General features: G+C 65.5%; 11 protein-coding genes and 1 other RNA gene. 8 read left to right on the forward strand and 4 right to left on the reverse strand.

Translation table 11 applies throughout. The features are described from left to right. Positions 1-26: 26 nt before the first annotated feature. A complete protein-coding gene (locus CSQ85_RS05970; protein WP_190972918.1) occupies positions 27-1,454 on the reverse strand; it encodes a metallophosphoesterase family protein in 1,428 nt (475 codons plus the stop codon). Positions 1,455-1,725: 271 nt separating this feature from the next. On the opposite strand from CSQ85_RS05970, the gene leuA reads away from it, so the two are divergent. Beyond that, positions 1,726-3,648: a 2-isopropylmalate synthase gene (gene leuA / locus CSQ85_RS05975; protein ID WP_150383294.1), complete on the forward strand. Its 1,923-nt coding sequence runs from the start codon at positions 1,726-1,728 to the stop codon at positions 3,646-3,648. 123 nt (positions 3,649-3,771) lie between these two features. Here leuA and CSQ85_RS05980 read toward each other — a convergent pair whose 3' ends face one another. Next, positions 3,772-6,183, reverse strand: coding sequence for a transglycosylase domain-containing protein (locus CSQ85_RS05980; protein ID WP_150383295.1), 2,412 nt, complete (start codon positions 6,181-6,183; stop codon positions 3,772-3,774). 318 nt (positions 6,184-6,501) lie between these two features. Here CSQ85_RS05980 and ffs point away from each other — a divergent pair. From ffs to CSQ85_RS06015, 7 genes are all read left to right on the forward strand, one after another. Continuing rightward, positions 6,502-6,598: signal recognition particle sRNA small type (ffs, locus tag CSQ85_RS05985), an RNA gene on the forward strand. 55 nt (positions 6,599-6,653) lie between these two features. Next, positions 6,654-7,901: a phosphatase PAP2 family protein gene (locus CSQ85_RS05990; RefSeq protein WP_150383296.1), complete on the forward strand. Its 1,248-nt coding sequence runs from the start codon at positions 6,654-6,656 to the stop codon at positions 7,899-7,901. Positions 7,902-7,941: 40 nt separating this feature from the next. Next, positions 7,942-11,034: a type I DNA topoisomerase gene (gene topA / locus CSQ85_RS05995; RefSeq protein WP_150383297.1), complete on the forward strand. Its 3,093-nt coding sequence runs from the start codon at positions 7,942-7,944 to the stop codon at positions 11,032-11,034. Positions 11,035-11,100: 66 nt separating this feature from the next. After that, complete coding sequence (tmk, locus tag CSQ85_RS06000) at positions 11,101-11,775, forward strand: dTMP kinase (RefSeq protein ID WP_150383298.1); 675 nt, start codon at positions 11,101-11,103, stop codon at positions 11,773-11,775. Next, entirely contained in the window at positions 11,772-12,923 is a 1,152-nt protein-coding gene (locus CSQ85_RS06005; RefSeq protein ID WP_150383299.1) for a DNA polymerase III subunit delta', read from the forward strand. The genes tmk and CSQ85_RS06005 overlap by 4 nt, the downstream gene beginning before the upstream one ends. 1,012 nt (positions 12,924-13,935) lie before the next feature. Continuing rightward, positions 13,936-16,485 (forward strand): InlB B-repeat-containing protein, encoded by a 2,550-nt coding sequence (locus tag CSQ85_RS06010; RefSeq protein WP_190972919.1) that lies wholly within the window; start codon positions 13,936-13,938, stop codon positions 16,483-16,485. Between the two features lie 140 nt (positions 16,486-16,625). Then, complete coding sequence (locus CSQ85_RS06015) at positions 16,626-17,159, forward strand: hypothetical protein (protein ID WP_150383301.1); 534 nt, start codon at positions 16,626-16,628, stop codon at positions 17,157-17,159. 381 nt (positions 17,160-17,540) lie between these two features. Here CSQ85_RS06015 and treC read toward each other — a convergent pair whose 3' ends face one another. Both treC and treP read right to left on the reverse strand, forming a co-directional pair. After that, the gene (gene treC / locus CSQ85_RS06020) at positions 17,541-19,250 is read right to left on the reverse strand and encodes an alpha,alpha-phosphotrehalase (protein ID WP_150383302.1); all 1,710 of its coding nucleotides are present in this window, start codon (positions 19,248-19,250) and stop codon (positions 17,541-17,543) included. Positions 19,251-19,257: 7 nt separating this feature from the next. Beyond that, complete coding sequence (gene treP, locus CSQ85_RS06025) at positions 19,258-21,306, reverse strand: PTS system trehalose-specific EIIBC component (protein ID WP_150383303.1); 2,049 nt, start codon at positions 21,304-21,306, stop codon at positions 19,258-19,260. Positions 21,307-21,404 lie beyond the last annotated feature (98 nt).

The raw sequence follows: 21,404 nt of genomic DNA on the forward strand, positions 1-21,404 counted from the left end.
CGGGCCGATCCCGGAATCGGGCCGTCTCAGCGGCGGAACAGGAGGCGGCGCAGGGGGATGGTGACGGCGTAGAGGAGAAGGCCGGCGAGGGTCGCGGTGGTGGCGAAGACGGCGGGGCGGCGCATCTGGTCGCGGGCGCTGACGCCGTCGGTGACGCAGTGGTCCTCGAACCAGACGCGCAGCTCGTCGTGCGAGTAGCGGCCGACCAGTTCGCCCCACGTGAGCATGCGCGTGGTGTACGTGGACGGATGGTCCTCATGGAACTCGAACAGGCGGATGCCGCGCAGACGCGACTTCGGGCCGTAGCACTCGAACCCGCAGGTGGGCGCGTAGCCCAGATCGATGCCGTCGTCGTGTCCGACGAACGAGTTCTTGTGGTCGTGTCCGCAGAACAGCGCGAAGTAGCCGCCGGCCTCGCGCATCGCGTCGACCTCGCCCACGTTCTCGTCGGCGCAGCCGATGCCCTCGCCGAGACGCGAGCCAGGACGGCACTTCGACTCATCGAGCACGAAGCAGCGGCCGGCGAAGGTGCGCGAACCCTCCACCGCGTTCGGCGTCCACGCCGGCACCTCCTTCAACACGTCGTAGAACTCCTGCGGCGGGATGTGCTGGAACGCGATCGCGGGCACGGGCCTGCCGTCGCCGTTGCGCGAGGCCAGCTCGCGCTGCACGTCGCCCAGCCATGCGATCGCCTCGGGGGAGGGGGTGCCGTAGCCGTCGGAGTCGGCCAGATCGAGGCCACGCGGGTTCGTCGCGTAGAGCGGGTACTGCGCGTCGCGTTCGGCGGGGGTGTTCTTGTCTGCGTAATCGCCCGAATTGACCATCATCACGCTCATCGCGATGTGGCCGGAGCCGTCGGACGATTCGACCGGAAGGGCGAACGTGCCGGGCTCGAACGCGAGCGGGTCGGGGCGGGGCGCGTCGGGATCGTCGGACGCGGGCGCCTCGGGATTGAGGCATCCGGGCAGCTCGCGGTAGAGGTCGTCCTGCTCCTCGGCGAGGATGCCGCACTGGAAGTCGTGGTTGCCGTACGTCGCGGCGAACGGCACGCCGGCGTCGACGACGGGCCCGAGGAACGCGGCGAACGTGCGGCGCACCTTGGCGCGCGTCTCGTCCATCAGGTCGTCGGGCGTGACGATGTCGTCGACCGGGTCGACGTCGGGATTGCGGCGTTCGGCGATACGGCGTTTGACGCCGCGCAGCTTCGCCTCGAGCTCGGTGACGAGACGGACGCGCGCGCCGGGCTGCTCGCCGCGGCGGCGCAGGAAGGTGTCGATGTAGGCGGGATCGTAGCCGCGGATCTGATCGCCGGTCAGCACCACCAGATCGGGATCGGCCTTGCGGATCGCCTCGCGGATCAGATGGATAGTATCGGGGTCGACCTCCGGCTTGTCCTGGATGTCGGCCATCTGCAGCACGCGGAAGGTGCCGTCCTCGCGGAATCGCAGTGTCATGGCTCCCATGGTACGCGAGTCGCCCGAGCGAGGCGCCGAGCAGGGCGCACGAGAGGAGCGGGGCGACGCCGCGATACTGTGAGATGCGCGACATTACGGGCGAAATCGCGCGAAACGGCGATCTCAATCGCAACATAGTGGACGCGGCGGGGCGTTGGGACGCGTCCTCGGTAGGATGGGGGATTACGCATGTTACGTGTGCGTAAACGAATGATACTGTCGGATGGCCGGGAAAACGGCCGGATACCAAGTACCAAGCAAAGGAGGAACGATGGGTCAGGATCAATCATCGGTGTTCGATCTCGCCGCGGTCGCCGCGGCATCCAACGGAGGGAACAACGACCCGCTGCTGCCTCCGGCGCGATTCATCGGCGACCCGCAGAAGCCGAGCAAGATGCCGTACACCAAGTACGTCGCCTACGACAAGCAGGTGCCGTTCGACTACCCGCAGCGCACTTGGCCGGGCAAGAAGCTGCAGCGCGCGCCGCGCTGGTGCTCCGTCGACCTGCGTGACGGCAACCAGGCGCTCGTCAACCCGATGGACTCCGAGCGCAAGCTGCGTTTCTGGAACCTTCTGGTCTCCATGGGATTCAAGGAGATCGAGGTGGGCTTCCCGTCCGCCTCGGAGACCGATTTCGACTTCATCCGCATGCTCATCGAGCGTGAACTCATCCCGGACGACGTGACCATCGTCGTGCTCACCCAGTGCCGCGAGCATCTGATCCGCCGCACCTACGAGGCCCTGAAGGGCGCCAAGCGCGCGATCGTGCACTTCTACAACTCCGTCTCCGTGCTGCAGCGCGAGGTCGTGTTCCGCAAGAACAAGGAGGAGATCAAGAAGCTCGCCACCGACGCCGCCGAGCTGTGCAAGCACCTCGAGGGCGAGGCCGAGGGCATCGACCTGTACTACGAGTACTCCCCGGAGTCCTTCACCGGCACCGAGCCGGAATACGCGGTCGAGGTGTGCAACGCGGTGATCGGCGTCATCAAGCCGACCCCCGAGCACCCGATGATCATCAACCTGCCGGCCACGGTCGAGATGACCACGCCGAACGTGTTCGCCGACGAGGTGGAGTACGTCTCCAACAACCTCGACGACCGCGACTCCGTGGTGCTCTCCCTGCACCCGCACAACGACGAGGGCATGGGCGTGGCCGCCACCGAGCTGGCCGTGCTGGCCGGCGCCGACCGCGTCGAGGGCTGCCTGCTCGGCAACGGCGAGCGTACCGGCAACGTCGACCTCGTCACGCTGGGCCTGAACCTGCTCACGCAGGGCGTCGACCCGCAGCTCGACCTGTCCGACGTGCCGGAGATCCGCAAGACCGTCGAGTACTGCAACCAGATCAAGATCTCCGAGCGTCACCCGTACGCGGGCAACTTCGTGTTCACCGCGTTCTCCGGTTCGCATCAGGACGCCATCAAGAAGGGCCTCGAGGCCCGTCAGGTGGCCGCCGACCGCGCCGGCGCCGACCTCGACAAGTTCGTCTGGCTCGTGCCCTACCTGCCGATCGATCCGAAGGACATCGGCCGTACGTACGAGGCGATCATCCGCGTCAACTCCCAGTCCGGCAAGGGCGGCATGGCCTACCTGCTCAAGACGAACCACAACCTCGACCTGCCGAAGCGCCTGCAGGTGGAGTTCGACAAGGTCGTCCAGAAGTACGCCGATGACACGAAGAAGGAAGTCAAGGACGAGGACATCTGGCGTCTGTTCAAGGACGAGTACCTGCCGGTCGAGCAGTCGGGCATGACCGCCGCCGGCGTGGTCGTCGGCGACACGCACGATGCGACGCTCGCCCCGTGGGGCCGTCTGAAGCTGCTCAAGGTGTCGGTCTCCTCCGGCGAGGACGGTTCCGACACCGTGCTCAAGGCGCGCGTGCTCGACCGCGGCGTGAACGTCGGCGTCGACGAGCCTCGCGAGCGCGAGGTCTCCGGCGTGGGCAACGGCCCGATCGCCGCGTTCCTCAACGCGATCGCAAAGCTCGGCATCGAGGCGTCGGTCATGGACTACGTGGAGCACACGATGTCCGTGGGCACCGACGCGATGGCCGCCTCCTACGTGGAGTGCCAGGTCGGCTCCGACGCGGACGCCGAGATCATCTGGGGCGTCGGCATCGACTCGTCGATCACGACCAGCGCGCTCAAGGCGATCATCTCCGGCATCAACCGCGTGAACCGCTCCGAGCAGCGTTGATCTGACTGGGGGACTACCCCTCAGTCCCGCTTCGCGGGCCGGCTCGTCTGACAAGGGGAGCCGAGAAGGAAGGGCCTCGCATGGATTGGTTTCCATGCGAGGCCCTTCCTCGTGTTCCATTGTTTATCCCATCAGTCCGGGACCGTATTCCGGGTTCGGGGCCGGGTCGATCTGCGGGCCGTCGCCGTCGTTCGACGGCTCATCGGACGGCGTGTCCCCGGACCCGCCGGAGCCGGTGCAGCCTTCGGCGTTCGGGTTGGTCGTGCACTGCGTGCCGTTGCCGGAACCCGTGCCGCCGGTCGTGCCTCCCGTGCCCGTCCCGGAGCCGTTCGATCCCGAGCCGGTGCCGTTGCCCGTACCGCTGCCGGAACCGCCGCCCGCGCCGTTTTCGCCGGTCTGCCCGGACTGCGCGGAGTCGGTGGACCCGTCCTGCGTGTCACCCTCGGAGTCGGACGAACCGGACGACGAGGAGCCGTAGTACTTGCTCGAGGAGCTCGAGCCGGTGCCCCACGTGCCGTCGGAGCCGCCCACCTTGCCGTTGTCCTTCGCGGTCGGGAACGTCTCGTTCGCGGTGCCGGCCAGCGCCTGCTTCATGTACTGGGTGAACAGGTGGATCGGGTAGTCGGAGCGGCCGGTCCATCGCCCGAATCGCGGGATCTCCTGCGGGTTGCCGTTCGCGTCCGGATACCACATCGCGAACGTGGAGACGACGGACGGCGTGTAGCCGACGAAGCTCGCCGCGTACGAGTTGTTCGACGTGCCCGACTTGCCGGCGATCGTGTGGCCGATCGACCGCGCCTCGGTGGCGGTGCCCGACTGGACCACGCCCGTGAGCGCCTTGGTCACGAGGTTCGCGTCGTTCGCCTCGAACACCTTCGTGGTCGAGGTCGGCGCCTTGTAGAGGTCCTTGTTGTCGGTGTCCTTGACGCTGGCGACGATGTGCAGCGTCGGCTTGTTGCCCTGGTTCGCGAGCGTGGAGTACGCCCACGTCATGTCCTTGACGGTCAGCGCGTTGTTGCCGAGCACGGTGTACGGCTCGGAGCCGTCGAGCGACGTGCTCTGCACGCCGGCCTCGCGCGCGATCTGCGCGATCTTCTTCGTGCCGAGCTTGGTCTGCAGGTCCATGAACACGGTGTTCGACGACTGCGCGGTGGCCTTGTACAGGTTGATGTAGCCGAGGTTCTCGCCGTCGACGTTGCTCACCGTGCCCGCGATGCCGGGGAACGTGCGCTTCGAGTTGCCGTTGAAGATCGTGTTGAGACTGACCTTCGACTGCACCGCGCCCATCAGCGCGAACGGCTTCATCGTGGAGCCGACCTCGTACTGGGCCTGCGTGGCGTTGTTGAGCTGCTTGGTGAGGTAGTCGTCGCCCGCGTACAGGGCGATGATCGAACCGTCCTTCGGGTTCGCGCTCATCGCGCCAAACTGCATGCCGTCGGGTACGACGCCCTGCATGCCGTTGCTCGCGGGGCTGACGACCTGCTGCATGAGGTCCTGCTTGGACTTGTCGATCGTGGTGACGATCTTGTAGCCGCCGGTGTCGAGGTCGTCCTTGGTGAATGCCTTGCTGTTGACCAGCTCGTCGCGCACCATCTGCAGCAGATAGCCGTTCGGGCCCTTGTACATGTCCTGCTGCTTGTTCTCGACGGTGGTCGGCATCGCGGCGGAGGAGGCCTCCTGCGAGGTGATGTAGCCGTCCTCCTTCATGATCGAGATCACGCGGTGGAAGCGCTGCTCGGCCATCTTCGGGCTCTGCGCCGGGTCCCATGTGGACGGCGCCGGGATGATGCCGGCCAGCATCGCCGCCTCGGAGACGGTCAGGTCCTTCGCGTCCTTGTTGAAGTACGCCTGCGCGGCCGCCTGGATGCCGTACGAGCCGCGGCCGAGGTAGATCGTGTTCATGTAGTTGCACAGCACCTGGGCCTTGTCCTGGCTCTGCGCGATCTTCAGCGCGAGGATCGCCTCGTGCAGCTTGCCAGTGTACGAGGTCGTCTCGCCCAGGTAATAGCGCTCCGCGTACTGCTGGGTGATCGTCGAGCCGCCTTGGCGCGTGCCCTTGGTGACGTTGTTCACCAGCGCGCGGGCGATGCCCTGCAGGTCGATGCCGCGGTCGGTGTAGAAGCTGCGGTTCTCCGAGGCCACGATCGCGTTGCCCACGTAGTCGGGCAGCACCGCGCAGTCGATGATCTCGCGGTTCTGGTCGGAGAAGGTGCCCATTTCGGTGGTGCCGTCGTTGAAGTAGACGGTGGTGTTCGACGCCATCGCGATCTTCTCCGGCTGCGGGATCTCCGTGGTGACGTACAGGTAGGTGAACAGTCCGATGCCGGCCGCGAGTCCCGCGGCGATCAGACCGAGCGCCCATTTGAGGATGAGATGACGGCTGCGACCCCTCATCCTCGGGCCGTTCCCGCCCTTGGCACGATGGTTGCCGCCGCGGTAGTGGCGGGCCGCAGGCGTGCGATCCGATCCGCGCACCGACCTGCCTTGAGCCGCCCTCCGGGCATGCTTCCGTACGTTACGAGAGTGTGAAACCATACCCTCCACCGTAACCACACGCCTTGAACAAGCGACTTGGGTTTCGCTTGGAAAGGCGGGGAGTCAAGGGTTTTTCCGTGAAATCCTCACAAATTCCGGTGGTGTCTGGAAGGTGGCTGGTGAGCGGCTGGTGAGCGGCTGGAATGGGGCTGGAATGATGCTGGGATGTAGATGGATCCTGCGCTTGTACATTTGTAAGCACATTGACTACCCCTCAGTCCCGCTTCGCGGGCCAGCTCCCCTGACAAGGGGAGCCGAAGCCAACGTAAATGAGATTTTGGGAACGAGACGCGCCGGTCGACGCATGGTGTATAGTAGACAAAGCCTCCACGCGGCGCTACGTCGCCCAATCCCCCCAGGGCAGGAATGCAGCAAGGGTAAGCGGCCTCTGACGGGTGCGTGGGGGTTTTCTATTTTCCCTCAGGTCTTCTCCCCGGCCTCGTTACCGTGCGTGCGTTACTGTGTATGGCATGACCGACGAACACAAGCCTTCGGATACCGCGGGACAGGCCGGTCCCGTGATCCGCGACCCCCAAGCGCCGTCCGATCTGGTGCGCGACTTCGAGCCGTTGGACATCCCCGTGCCGGCCGCGCCCCCGGCGCCGACGTCCCTGTCCGACGTGGCGGATCTGGAGAACACGAACACGATGGACCTGACCGCGGCGATGGGCGCCGCCGTCTCGCCGTCCTCGCCCGCGCCGGCGGGCGGCCGGGGCGGCGCCTCCCGTGGCGCCTCCCGGGCATCCTCCTTCGTCGACGACGACCCGCTGGCCCGCCGCCCGCGCATCTCCAGCCGCGTGCTGTGCGTCCTGCTCGGCATCGCGCTCGCCGCCGCCGCGTTCGGCGTGTGGTGGCTCGCCGTCTTCACCGAGGCAGGGCAGTCGTTCGACGACCTGGCCGAGACCTCGTTCGCCAACACGATGCCCGCCGCGGTCGGCGTGCTGCTGGACCTCGGCACCCATGTGGCCGTGATCGCCGGATCGTCGGCGCTCGCGGCCGTCGCGGTGCTCATCGCGGCCGTGCGACGCCGCTGGTGGCTCATCGGCCAGCTCGCCGTGTTCGGGCTCGTGTGCTTCGCGCTCACGTTCCTCAAGCGCGTGCTGCCGCGTCCGTTCATCATCCACACCGTGATCGTCGACGGCCCGTCCGCGCCGTCCGGACACATGACGTTCGCCGTCGCCGCGTCGATCGCCCTGCTGTTCGCCGTGTCGCGCGGCTGGCGGTGGGTCGCCGCGCTCGTCGGCATGACGTGGAGCGCGTTCGTCGGGCTGTCCATCATCCACGGTAGCTGGCATCGTCCCTCCGACATCGTGATGGCGACGCTGCTGACCGGTGGTGTCGCGATGATCGTCCTCGCGTTCACGCGCGTCTCCGGCATGGACCGGACCGGATCGCGGCGATCCTCCGCGGGCGTGCAGATCGTCTCCAGCGTGTCCCTGACCGCCGCGATCATGGCGATCCTGTACGGTGCGTACGTCGTCTGGCAGATCGTGCCGGGACTGACGATGAGCGCGACGTGGGCGCGGTCCAGCTCGGTGGCGGCGACCGTGATCCTCGTCACCGCCGTGGTCGTGCTGGTGTTCGGCCTTGCGCTGATGATGCGGCAGATCACCGCCGCGCCCCTGAGCCGGCTCGGTCTGGTCGGCGCCCCGCCGGCGCCGCCGGCCGCATCTGCCCCGTCGAAGCGCCGTTCCGGGGCCTCTGGCCATACGGCGTGAGTATGATGACTGCACAGTGGAAGAAGAACAAGGAGAGATCATGGCAAATGGCACCAAGCTGGTGATCGTGGAGTCTCCCACCAAGGCGCATAAGATCAGCGGCTATCTGGGGGATGGGTACACGGTGATGGCGTCGGTGGGCCACATCCGCGATCTCGCGCAGCCGAGTCAGGTGCCCGCCGACGAGAAGGCGAAGTTCGGCAAGTTCGGCGTTGACGTCGACGACGGCTTCAAACCCTATTACATCGTCGACGCGAACAAGAAGAAGACGGTCTCCGAACTCAAATCCGCGTTGAAGAAGGCCGACGAGCTCTACCTCGCCACCGATGAGGACCGCGAGGGCGAGGCCATCGCGTGGCATCTGGTCGAGACGCTGAAGCCCAAGGTGCCGGTCAAGCGCATGGTCTTCCACGAGATCACCAAGAACGCGATCCGCCAGTCGCTCACCCAGACGCGCGACGTCGACGCCGACATGGTCGACGCGCAGGAGACGCGACGCATCCTCGACCGGCTCTACGGCTACGAGCTGTCGCCGGTGCTGTGGCGCAAGGTCGGACCGGGCCTGTCCGCGGGCCGCGTGCAGTCGGTCGCGACAAGGCTGATCGTCGAGCGTGAGCGTGAGCGCATGGCGTTCGTGCGCGCCCCCTACTGGGATGTGACCGCGACGCTGTCCGCGCCGGGTGCGGAAGGCGCGCCCGTGTCGTTCGACGCGCGCATGACCGGACTGGACGGGCGTCGTCTGGCCGGTTCGAAGGATTTCGGCGCCGACGGACGGCTCACCGCGGACGGCGAGGCCGCCGGTGTGCGCCAGCTCGACGGGGCGAGCGCGCAGGCGATCGCCCTGACGCTGCGCGACGCGGCGTTCACCGTCACGTCGATGGAATCGAAGCCGTACCGCCGCCGCCCGCTGCCGCCGTTCACCACGTCGACCCTCCAGCAGACCGCCGGCAACCGTCTCGGCATGAGCTCGCGCGCCACGATGCGCGCCGCGCAGGGCCTGTACGAGAACGGCTATATCACGTATATGCGTACCGATTCGGTGACGCTGTCGCAGGAGGCCATCGCGGCCGCGCGCGAAAGCGTCACGACCCACTTCGGCGAGCGATACCTCTCCGACGCGCCCAAGCAGTACGCGACCAAGACCGCCGGCGCGCAGGAGGCCCACGAGTGCATCCGCCCGGCCGGCGCGCACTTCCACGACCCGGACGAGCTGGCGACCAAGGTGCCGAGCGACCAGCTGAAGCTGTACACGCTGATCTGGCAGCGCACGCTCGCCTCGCAGATGGCCGACGCCACCGGTTCGACCGCGACCGTCAAGCTCACCGCCCCGGCGGGGGAGCACGGCGAGGCCGCGTTCCAGGCGTCCGGCACGGTCATCGAGTTCCTGGGATTCATGAAGGCGACCGGCGAGGGGCGTCGTGGGGCTTCGTCGTCTGATAAGGCGTCTGATAAAGCGAAGGACGACGGCGAGAACGGCGCCGGCAAGGCCAAGTCGGCCGATGAGAACGCCTCCCTGCCGCCGATGAGCGAGGGGCAGCGGCTCGGCGCGTCCGCGGTCGAGGCGGCCGGCCACGAGACCCAGCCGCCGGCGCGATACACCGAGGCGTCGCTGGTCAAGACGCTGGAGGCCAAGGAGATCGGCCGTCCGTCGACCTACGCGTCGATCATCTCCACGATCATCGACCGCGGATACGTGTACGAGCGCGGCCGCGCGCTGATCCCGTCGTGGCTGGCGTTCGCCGTCGTCAAACTGCTCGAGAAGAACTTCCCGAAGCTCGTCGACTACCAGTTCACCGCCGAGATGGAGAACGGCCTCGACCAGATCGCGCACGGCAAGGAGACCGGACGCGACTGGCTCACCCGCTTTTACTTTGGTTCCGGACGCGGCGCCGCGCAGTCGGCCGACGAGGCGCACGAGGGCCTGCAGCAGCAGGTCGCGCAGCTCGGCGACATCGACGCGCGCGCGATCAACACGATCGAGATCGGCGACGGGCTGCATGTGCGCGTCGGCCGCTACGGCCCGTACCTCGAGGACATGCAGCATCTGGACGCCGAAGGCAACCCGAAGCGCGCGTCCCTGCCCGACACGATCGCGCCGGACGAGCTCACCGTCGCCGTGGCGCACGATCTGATCGAGAACCATTCCGGGGGCCCTCGCGAGTTGGGCGTCGATCCGGTGACGGGAGGCACGGTCGAGGTGCGCAACGGGCGGTTCGGGCCGTATGTGGCGCTGATTCCGCCGGCCGAGGCCGGCGCCGGCGAGGGTACTGGGACGTCTTCTGCGGCCGCCGAAACCACCGGCGCCAAGCGTGGATCGAAGAAGCAGCCGGCCGCGCCGAAACCGAAGATGGCGAGCCTGTTCAAGACGATGAGCCCCGAGTCGATCACGCTCGAGGACGCGTTGAAGCTGCTGCGTCTGCCGCGCGAGGTCGGCTCCTACGAGGAGACGAACGCCGAGACCGGCGAGATCACCGAATCGCACGTCATCGCGAACAACGGCCGCTACGGCCCGTACCTGACCAAGACGAAGGCGGACGGCTCCACCGAGACCCGCTCGCTCAACTCCGAGGACGAGATCTTCACCGTCACCATCGATCAGGCGAAGGATCTGTTCGCGCAGCCGAAGTACCGCGGTCGCGGTCGCGGCGCCGCCAAGCCGCCGATCCGCGCGCTCGGCAACGACCCGGAGTCCGGCAAGCCGGTCGTCATCAAGGAAGGCCGATTCGGCCTGTACCTGACCGACGGCGAGACCAACCGCACGTTGCCACGCCAGTACGATCCGGCGACGATCGAGCCGGCGGACGCGTACCGCATCCTCGCCGAGAAGCGCGCGATGGGCCCGGCGCCCAAGCGCGGGCGCGGCGGGCGATCGGGCGCCGCGGGGTCGAAGGCCAAGGCTTCGGCCAAGGCCACCAAGGCCGCGCCGAAGGTGAGCGCCGTCGAGGCGAAGCGCGCCGAGCGCCGCGCCGAGGTCAGGAAGCTCGCCGACAAGGGCTGGGCCAACACGCGCATCGCCGAGAAGATCGGCTCCACCTCTTCCACCGTGAAGAGCGACATCGACTGGCTCACCGCGAACGAGGGCTACGTGCGTCCCGCGGTCGTCGCCGCCAAGCCCAAGCGCGCCGCGAAGTAGTCGCGAGGTCGCCGCGAATAAGGGACGGACGCCGGGGAATCGCAGGCAGCAGTTATGGTGGAAGCCATGGCTGGACTGTTCATCTCATTCGAGGGCGTCGACGGCGTGGGCAAGACCACGCAGGTCGAACGGCTGCGCGCGTATCTGGAATCGCGCGGACTGGGCGTGGTCGTGACCCGCGAGCCGGGTGGCACCGCATTGGGGCGGGCCATCCGGCGGCTGCTGTTGCATGGGGTGGATGATGGCGATTCCGGTCAAGCCGCCGACATCGCGCCGCGCGCGGAGGCGCTGCTGTTCGCCGCCGATCGCGCGCAGCATGTCGCCGAGACGATCCGACCGGCGCTCGAACGCGGCGAGGTCGTCATCACCGACCGGTATCTCGACTCGTCGCTGGCGTATCAGGCGGGCGGACGCGAGCTGACCGCCGCCGAAATCCGGGAGTTGAGCATGTGGGCGACGGACGGTCTGCTGCCGGTGCGCACGTATCTGCTTGACATGGACCCGTCGCTGTCGCACTTGCGGCTGACCCACGCTGCCGATCGCATGGAATCGGCCGGCAACGAGTTCCAGAATCGCACACGACAGGCGTTCCTCGATCTGGCCGCAGGCGAGCCGGAGCGATTCCGCGTGATCGACGCATCGCGATCCATCGACGAGGTGTGGGCGACCATCCGGACGGATATTGACGGACTGCTGCTGCGCGAACGGCGCGACGGCGAGAACGGCGGGGAGTCGGCATGAGCGTGTGGGATGCGATCGTCGGCCAACGGCCGGTCGTCGAACAACTGAAGGCCATCGCGGCGGGCGAGCCGAGGCAGATCGCGCAGTCGTGGCTGATCTGCGGTCCTCCCGGATCGGGACGGTCGAACATGGCGCGCGCGTTCGCGGCCGCGCTGGAAAGCCCCGATCACGGCATGGGCGACGAACCGACCAAGGTGACCAGGCAGGTGCTCGCCGGGACGCACCCGGACGTGAGCGTGCTCGCCACCGACAAGGTGACGATCGGCATCGACGAGGTGCGCGAGCTGATCGGCGTGTCCGAGCAGATGCCGAGCACCGCGCCGTGGCGGATCATCATCATCGAGGACGTCGACCGCATGCTCGAACGCACCACGAACGTGCTGCTGAAGGAGATCGAGGAGCCGGCCGAACACTGCATCTGGCTGCTGTGCGCCCCGAGCGCGCAGGACGTGCTGCCGACCATCCGCTCGCGCACGCGCATCGTGAACCTCGCCGTGCCGGGGGCGGAGTCGGTCGCGAAGTATCTGGAGGAGAGCGTCGGCGCGGAACCGAAGATCGCGAGGCGTGCGGCGCGGCTTTCCGAAGGGCACATCGGCATCGCGAAACTGTACGCCACCGACGAGCGGGTCATGACCGACCGCGACGAGCTGATCGTCGGCGTGCTCGGGCTGCGTAAGGCGTCGCAGGCCGTGTTGCTCGCCGGATCGCTGAACGCGAACGCGAAGGCGCAGGCCGAGGTTGATGCGGCGCGTCAGGTCGCGCGCGAGGAGGCGAACTTCCGCCGGGTCAACGGACTCGGGGCCGACGATCGCATCCCGCCGAAACTGCGCGGCGCGTACAACGCGATCTCCAAGAAGGACGAGGTGAAGCGCCGTGCCACGCGCCGCAGCCGCGACGTGCTCGACCGCGCGCTGAACTCGATCGCCTCGATCTACCGCGACGTGGCCGTGATCCAGAACGGTGCGGAGGGCTCGGTCGGTTTGATCAATCTGGAGAACCGTACGGCGATCATGGAACTGGCCTCGCGCATGCCGCGCGCCGCCGCCGTGGCGCGACTCGACGAGGTCGCGGTCGCGCGCAGACGTCTCATGGGCAACGGAAACCCCGTGCTGGTCTTCGAGGCGCTGTTCTGCGCGCTGATGTTCTGAGTGTTCTGAGTGCGGTGCTGCAGGTGTGGGACAGTCCGCCTGTGTGTTGTTGTCAAAAGTGTATCCATCGAACACTTTTAACATGTTAAAAGTGTAGTGATTTCACACTTTTGACAACGAGAGCGTTTGTACGGGCTGTGTATGCTCGACTGTCATGTGTGGGGCGCCGGCGTCGGCGCTCAATGGGTGGCACGGTTCTCATTATTCGATGAAATAGGTCAGATGGTGTCAGGGAACGCTCGATGTCTCGGCTCTGGTGAGAGACGCGTGCGGGTTGGTGACGGGAATGTCTCTCTGGGACGGCGCCAGTGAGCGGTGTGTGTGGGGTTGGTGACGGGTTTCTCTCGTTGGACAGGGCGTCGGCGAGATGCGAGTGCGGGTTGGTGACGGGAATGTCTTGCTCGGGCGAGGATAGCGGGAGACGGGGGACGGATGGTGGCGGAAACGTCTCACTGAACTGGGTGTTGACGGGATGTGGGCGTCGGGTAGTGACGGACATGTCTCGCTGGTGCGGTGTCGGTGAGAGACGTATGCCGGGTGGTGGCGTGTGTGTCTCACTGGGTGGGGTGTCAGTGAGAGCCGTGCGTGACATGGTGACGGAGATGTCCCGCTGGCTTGGTGTTGGCGAGAGATGTGTGTCAGATGGTGGCGGGATTCTCTCTTGGGGTTGGGTGCTGGCGAGGGGGTGTTGGCGGATGGATGCCGTGGCGGCTTGCCGGGCGGGAAGAGTGTGTGGGTGTCGGGCTTCTGTTTGTCCGATGGGTGACATGTGTTTCGTTTTATGGGCGGAACGTCTCGGGGGGGGGTATCGATGTATCTAAGGGCTGGGGGTTTGAGCCTGTACTTCATATAACATCTACTTCAATGAAGGTGGTACAGGATGAGAGAGAATCATCCGTCGGGCCGTCGCTTGATAGCGATTATTGCGGCCGCATGCACATTAAGTTCCTTGGCAATAGTGCCAGCTGCCAATGCTCAGGATACTCCTGACGCTCCGGTTCCGCAGGCGTCCTTGACGCAGACGAAGGCCGCCGCTGACGCCAAGTGGCAGAAGGCCATCGATGACGCCAAGGCCGGTGACACCATTACCCTGACCGGTAATGTGTCCGAGAACCTCACGGTGAAGAAGAAGCTGACCATCACCGCCGCGCCGGGTGCCGTGTATTCCGGCAAACTCTACCTCGCCGCCAGCGCGAAGGGCTCGACGGTCAAGGGCATCACGTTCAACCGTCCGGAAAACACGCCGAATCCGTTGGAGAGGATACAAGTCAATTCACTCCAGCTTCAGGGCGTGTCGGACGTGACCGTCGAAAACAACACGTTCAACTCCCCGAGCGCGCTGTACAGGGGCTTTGAGTGGCAGGTCAACGCCGTGGCCGTGTTTGCGAACGTGGAGAACATCGCCATCAGGAACAACACGTTCAACCTCGGTCGCCTCAACGACGCCAACGGCCGAGGCAATCAGGCCCAGGATATCAACAGCAATGTCGCCGTCAACCTCATCGGCTACAGCGATAACAACCGGCTGAAGAACGTGCGTATTGAAGGCAACACGGTCAACGTGACCAAGCCGTCTGAAGAAGCCACCAAGGTTGCCCCGAGCCAATTCCTGATTGCCAATAGCGGCAGCAGCACCATCACCGTCAAGAACAACACGTTCGACGGTGCCGCGGACAGCGGCAGGGCTGAATTCGCCGGCGTCGCCGGGGCCAGCCAGGTCGAATTCACCGGCAACACGGTGAAGAACGCGCATTACGGCATGTTCCAGGTCGGCGGTTACTCCGGGAATAACAAGATCGCGAAGTTCAAGAGCAACACGTTCGAAAACGTGTTGGATCCGATTCTTAGCTTCAGTGGTTTCACGGCTGTGAACACGAAGACCGGTTCCGCCTACGAGAAGCTCGGCTCCGCGTTTGACAGCGCCGATGCCTCCGACAGCAAGACCAACATCACGCTGATCGGCGACCTGAACGGGTCTGCCACTCTTAAGGCTAAGCAAATCTCCGTGGTTGACCTGTGGTATTCCACCGTGTCCGGCACCATCACCAACAAGGGCAACCTGACTATCAAGCGCGAGGGAAACGGCGATCCGAAACTCCAGACCGGTGCCGTGACCCCGAAGAGTGGTTCCGCCATCGTGAACGAGACCGGCACGACCACCATCGAGTCGGGCGAGTTCAAGAGCACTGACGGCTATGCCCTGAAGGCCGAGGCCGGCACCATCAACGTGACCGGCGGATTCTTCTCCTCCAAGGAACAGACCGTTTCTGATCGCTCCGCCAAGGGCGTTGTGTCGATCTCGGGCGGCCACTTCAACGTGAAGCCGACCGATCAGGAGCTTGCCAAGGGTTACGTGGCCGTGCAGGACGGCAAGTACAAGGACTATCCGTGGACGGTTGAGAAGCAAGGTGCCGCGACCGCCACCACGGTGAATGGCAAGATTGCCATCAACCCCGGTGTCTTCCATGAGAACGAGCAGTTCATGTTCTATGTGGAGAAGGTGCAGGGAAACGTCGATCTTCCAAACTTTGAGCAGAATGGCGTGAAGTATGATTCCAAGACCCATGTGGCGACGCTGACACTGGACAAGGACGCCGAGTGGACCACGGATGATTATCCTGTCACGCTGAACTTCGCCAACGTGCCGGCCGGCTGGTACACGTTCAAGGTGACCGCTGCCGGCGTGTCCGGCTCCGATGACGCCAAGGACGTGTCCGCGGTGGATGGCAAGAACTCCGCCACGGTGCAGGTCATCGTGCAGGACGGTCAGGCGCACGTGTCCTACTTCGACGCCGCCGGCAAGCCCACCGACCAGCTGAACTTCGCCTATGAGTGGAAGAATCCGGCTCCGAAGCCGCAGACCTTCAAGGTGACGTTTGATTCGCGTGGCGGTTCTGCTGTCGCGTCTCAGACGGTGAAGGCCGGCGAAAAGGCGACGGAGCCCGAGGCTCCGACCCGTGCCGGGTACACGTTCACGGGTTGGACCTCCGATCCGGAGGGTGCGAACGATTACGACTTCGCTTCCCCGGTGACCGAGGACTTCACGCTGTATGCCCAGTGGCAGAAGAACTCCACCGGCGGTAACGGCGGTGATAATGGCGGCAACAACGGTGGTTCCGGCAACAACGGCAACAACAACGGCGGTACGACCGTTCCGTCGGCGACGATCGTTGATGTGGAGCGCTTCTACAACCCGTGGTCGGGCGAGCACTTCTACACGGCCAGTGCGACCGAGCAGTCGGTGTTGCGCTCCGCCGGTTGGCGTGATGAGGGTGTGGCGTTCCGCATGTCCTCGGACAAGGGCACTCCGGTGTACCGTGTGTACAATCCGGGTGCCAAGCACCTGTTCACGACTTCCGCCAAGGAGCGTGACGTGCTGATCGAGGCCGGTTGGCGCGACGAGGGCATCGCGTTCTATGTGCCGGATGGTGCGAAGACCGATGTGCACCGCCTGTACAACCCGGGCAACGGTGATCACCTGCTGACCACTTCGGCTAACGAGCGTGGTGTGGTCCTGATGCACAAGTGGCGTGACGAGGGCATCGCGTTCAAGGCCCAGTGAGTCGCTGACCGGGACGTCGTCTCTGTGAGAGGTGTTCGTTTTCGTGGGTGTTTCCTCTCATGACAACGAGCATCCTCTGCTGAACGGTCGATATCCCATGGCATGAGACGGATAGGGTTCCGGTCGTCCCCCTGTAGGGGATGGTCGGAACCCTTTTCCTGTTTGGGGCGTTGTGGCTTTTGCGTTGCGGGGGTGGTGTTGTGGTTGCGTTTTCCGGGGAGCTGGTGGCGTATTTGCGGTCGTTGCCGGCGGTGGCTGGGGCGTCGTCGACGAGGATCGTGTATGCGGATTGGTTTCGTCGGGATTGCGTTCGCCGGTATCGTGCGGGCGAGCATCCGGTGGATTTGTTTCGCGAGGCGGGGTTGGATCCGAAGTTGATCGGTTATAAGCGTATCGAGCGTGCGTTCGCGAGGTGGCGTGCCGAGGCGCGGGTGCCCGCCTTGCCCGCAGGACGCCCGCGTAAGACATCGCATGATCCGGCGGAAAGCGCGGACGATGTGATCTCCGGTACGGACAGTGCTGGCGGCAGAGATGCGGTCATTCGATCTGATGCCGAGGTCGCGGCCGTGCCCTCTGACCCGCGTGATCTGCTCATCGAACAGCAGATCCATTACATCCATTACCTGGAGGAGCGCCTGCGCCGGGCGGAAACGAGCGGATCGCCCGATCGGTGAATCGTCACAACGCGACGATTTGAAGGGTTTTCGCGTGTTGTGGCAAATTTTGAGGGTAATGAATCCGTCCGGGATTGACACAAGATCTCAGGAATGGCGGAATTCCGGGCTTTTGTGGTTGTGTGATTCTTGTGTTCGTGGGTTCGGGCCCGAGGATCCGTGTCACAAGACGAGAATCGGGGTGTTTTTCGCGCGTTGTGACACGGATTCTTGTCACAACGCGCACGGCAGGCGGTTGATGCGCGCGTTGTGACAAGTTGGGGCGGGATGGGTGCGGGATTAAGCGCGCAATCACACGGTTCCTGTGTTGAAGACCACATGATTGCGCCGTTCAGCGCACGGCAAACGGTTGACGTTCGCCGAGTGGCGGGAGGGTCCGACTCAGCGGTACCAGACGGACGTCTCGTAAGGGCGCAGGTTTGAGGCGCCGTCCGCGGCTCCGGCGCGTGGGGCGTCGGCGTAGTTGCCGAGGATGCGCTCGAAACCGTCGAGATCGGGGACTTCGACGCCGGTCCATTCGGTGTCGTGACCGTGGAAGTTGGCGACCATGATCAGCTCGTGACCCTGCCAGCGCCGGCGGTAGGCGAACACGTCCGGGTGATCCACGGCCAGCGGTTCGACGTCGCCGAAGGCGATCACGTCCAGTTCCTTGCGCAGGGCGATGAGTCGCTGGTAGTAGTGGTAGATCGAATCCGGGTCGGCGAGCTCCGCGGCGGCGTTGATGTGATCGCGGTTCGCGTTCACGGCCAGCCACGGTTCGGCCGCGGCGTGATGCGAGGCCGAGGCCGAAGCCGGCGACGACGGCATGAATCCGGCGTACTGCGAGTCGTCCCACTGCATCGGCGTGCGGGAGTTGTCGCGCGAATGCACCTGGATGATGCGCAGCGCGTCATCGGCCTTCAGGCCCTTGCGCTGGAGGATCTCGTAGTGGTTGAGGCTCTCCACGTCGCGGAACTGGTCGATCGACGTGTAGTCGGCGTTCGTCATGCCCAGTTCCTCGCCCTGATAGACGTACGGCGTGCCGCGCAGGCAGTGCATCACCGTGGCGAGCATCTTGGCCGACTCCTTCCAGTAGCGGCCCTCGTCGCCGAAGCGTGAGACCACGCGCGGCTGGTCGTGGTTGCACCAGAACACCGCGTTCCATGCGTTATGCGCGGCCATGTTGGTCTGCCAGTCGAAGACGATGCGCTTGAGCCTGGCGAAGTCCGGCGGCACCAGCACCCACTTCTCGTTGCCCATGAAGTCGACCTTGAGATGGTGGAAGCTGAACACCATGCTCAACTCGTGGGTGTCGGCGCCGGCGTACCGATAGCACTGCTCCATCGACGTGGAGGACATCTCGCCGACGGTGATGATGCCCGGATCGGTGCCGAACGTCGCCTCGTTGAGCTCGCGCAGGTATTCGTGGACGCGCGGGCCGTCGGTGTAGAAGCGGCGGCCGTCGCCGTCCGGATCATCCTCGAACGCGGCCTTGCTGATCAGGTTGATGACGTCGAAGCGGAAGCCGCGCACGCCCTTGCCCATCCAGAATCGCACGATCTTCTGGACCTCGTGGCGCACGTCCGGGTTCTCCCAGTCGAGGTCGGCCTGCGTGGGGTCGAACAGGTGCAGGTACCACTCGTCGAACTCGGGCACGTACGCCCACGCGGGGCCGCCGAACTTGCTCTCCCAGTTCGTCGGCGGCACGCCCGGGCCCTTGCCCTTGCGGAAGTAGAAGAACTTCTTGTAGTGCGGGTCGCCGGCCATCGCCTTGCGGAACCACTCGTGCTCGGTGGACACATGGTTGAAGACCATGTCGAACATGAGGCCGATGCCGCGCTTGCCGGCTTCGGCGATGAGCTCCTCGACGTCGGCCATCGTGCCGTACGCCGGGTCGACGTCGTAGTAGTCGGCGACGTCGTAGCCGTTGTCGTTCTGCGGGGAGACGAAGAACGGGGTCGACCAGATGTAGTCCGCGCCGAGGTCGGCGATGTAGTCGAGCTTGCCGATCACGCCCCTGAGATCGCCCAGTCCGTCGCCGTTCGAGTCGGCGAACGACTTCGGGTAGATCTGGTAGACGGTGGCCTTGTGGAAATCGGTGGTGAACGTCATGGTGTCCTCACTTCCAGGTGATGACCGGGGTTTCGCCGGCGACGGCCGTGAATCCGGAGTGCATGGTCACGTTCTCGGCGTCGCCTTCGCCGGTGACGACGAGCATCGTGGTGGTCGGATGGCCCGCGGCCTTGATCTTGGCTGGGTCGAAGGTGATCAGCGGATCGCCGCGACGGACCGCGTCGCCGGCCTTGACATGCAGCCGGAAGCCGTCGCCGCCCATCGAGACGGTGTCGACGCCCACGTGGATGAGCAGTTCGAGGCCGTTGGCGAGCTTCAGTCCGCAGGCGTGGCCGGTGTCGGCCATGACCACGGAGACGGTGGCGTCGGCCGGGGCGACCACGGTGGTGCCGGTGGGTTCGAAGGCCACGCCGTCGCCGACGATCTTCTTCGAGAAGACGTCGTCGGGCGCCTGATCGATCGGGAGGACGGTGCCATCGAGGATCGCGGTGAGTTCGGTCGGGGCGGCGTTCTGGTCGGCGGCGTTCTGGTCGGCGGTCTTCTCGGCGGTCGGAGCCGGGGTGGTGTCAACGGGCGCGACGGACGCGACGGTGGTGCCGGAGACGGCGACCGGCTCGGCCGTGGCGGCGACCGCGTGCTCCTTGCCGAAGCGGTCGACGGCGGTGAGCTTCCTGCGTCCCACGGCGACAGTGAGCACGAACGGCACGACCACGGCGGTGAGCATCGCGAGCAGGAAGACGCCCCAGAACTGCGGTTTGATGGACAGGATGCCCGGCAGGCCGCCGACGCCGATCGACGTGGCCTCGACGCCGAGTCCGACGGAGATCATCGCGGCGGAGGCGGAGCCGATCATGCCGCAGATGAGCGGGAAGCGGTACTTCAGGTTCACGCCGAACAGGGCCGGCTCGGTGACGCCGAGGTAGCAGGAGATGAGGGCGGGGACGTTGACCTGCTGGGCGCGCTCGTTCTTCTTCTGCAGCACGGCCATGCCGACCACGGCGGAACCCTGCGCGATGTTGGACAGGGCGATCATCGGCCACAGCGCGGTGCCGCCGTACTGGGTGACGAGCTGGGTGTCGATGGCGTTGGTCATGTGGTGCAGGCCGGTCATGACGACGGGCGCGTAGAGCAGGCCGAAGACGGCGGCGAACAGGACGCGGACGGGGGAGAAGAGGCCGGCGTAGACGGCGGAGGCGATCCAGTCGCCGATCTTCCAGCCGATCGGGCCGACGATGGTGTGCGCGATGACGACGGCGGGCAGCAGCGAGCACAGCGGCACGACGATCATGCTGACGACCTCGGGGCAGTGCTTGCGGAAGAAGCGTTCGAGGTAGACGAGCACGAACGCGGCCATCATCGCGGCGATGACCTGACCCTGATAGCCGATCATCTGCACCTTGGTGAAGCCGAAGTCCCACACCGGGATGTCCTTGGCGGGCGTGGAGGCCACGGAGAAGCCGTTGAGCAGCTGCGGGGAGACGAGCGTCAGGCCCAGCACGATGCCGAGGATTTGCGTGGTGCCCATCTTGCGGGTGATGGACCAGCAGATGCCGACCGGGAGCATGTGGAACACGGCCTCGCCGATGAGCCACAGGAAGCTGTAGGTGCCGGCCCAGAACTGGGAGATGTCCGCGAGGGACTTGGTGCCGTTCGCGAGGTCGAACGCGCCGGAGTCGGTGAAGAAGTTGATCTCGCCGATCACGTTGCGGAAGCCGAGGATCAGACCGCCGCAGATCAGGGCGGGAATGATCGGGGCGAAGATCTCGCCGAGCGTGCCCATGATCTTCTGCGCGACGTTTTGGTTCGACTTGGCGGCGGCCTTGGCCTCGTCCTTGCTCACGCCCTCGATGCCGGAGACGGCGGTGAAGTCCTTGTAGAACTCGGCCACGTCGTTGCCGATGATGACCTGGAACTGGCCGGCCTGGGTGAAGATGCCCTTGACCGAGACGATCTCCTCGATGGCGGGTTCGTCGGCCTGCTTCGGGTCGACGAGCACGAACCTCATGCGGGTCATGCAGTGCGTGACGGCCTTGATGTTGGCGGTTCCTCCCACCAGATCGAGCAGGCGCCTGGCGTCGCCCTCGTACTTGCCCATATGTCTCTCCTTGACCTGACCCCCGCGGGGGGTGCTTCGTTGCTTGCCGTTGTCGTTTGTGGGTCGGGGTGATTCGCCGTGAATCACACCTCAACTTG

Origin of the sequence: Bifidobacterium rousetti (genome assembly GCF_008698235.1) — a bacterium.
In the GTDB taxonomy this organism is placed as follows: domain Bacteria; phylum Actinomycetota; class Actinomycetes; order Actinomycetales; family Bifidobacteriaceae; genus Bifidobacterium; species Bifidobacterium rousetti.

Bases quoted from the DNA above. Each gene is read 5' to 3' on its own strand.
- CSQ85_RS05970 (WP_190972918.1), bottom strand. From the start codon at position 1,454: ATGACACTGCGATTCCGCGAGGACGGCACCTTCCGCGTGCTGCAGATG.
- leuA (WP_150383294.1), top strand. From the start codon at position 1,726: ATGGGTCAGGATCAATCATCGGTGTTCGATCTCGCCGCGGTCGCCGCG.
- CSQ85_RS05980 (WP_150383295.1), bottom strand. From the start codon at position 6,183: ATGGTTTCACACTCTCGTAACGTACGGAAGCATGCCCGGAGGGCGGCT.
- CSQ85_RS05990 (WP_150383296.1), top strand. From the start codon at position 6,654: ATGACCGACGAACACAAGCCTTCGGATACCGCGGGACAGGCCGGTCCC.
- topA (WP_150383297.1), top strand. From the start codon at position 7,942: ATGGCAAATGGCACCAAGCTGGTGATCGTGGAGTCTCCCACCAAGGCG.
- tmk (WP_150383298.1), top strand. From the start codon at position 11,101: ATGGCTGGACTGTTCATCTCATTCGAGGGCGTCGACGGCGTGGGCAAG.
- CSQ85_RS06005 (WP_150383299.1), top strand. From the start codon at position 11,772: ATGAGCGTGTGGGATGCGATCGTCGGCCAACGGCCGGTCGTCGAACAA.
- CSQ85_RS06015 (WP_150383301.1), top strand. From the start codon at position 16,626: ATGGTCGGAACCCTTTTCCTGTTTGGGGCGTTGTGGCTTTTGCGTTGC.
- treC (WP_150383302.1), bottom strand. From the start codon at position 19,250: ATGACGTTCACCACCGATTTCCACAAGGCCACCGTCTACCAGATCTAC.
- treP (WP_150383303.1), bottom strand. From the start codon at position 21,306: ATGGGCAAGTACGAGGGCGACGCCAGGCGCCTGCTCGATCTGGTGGGA.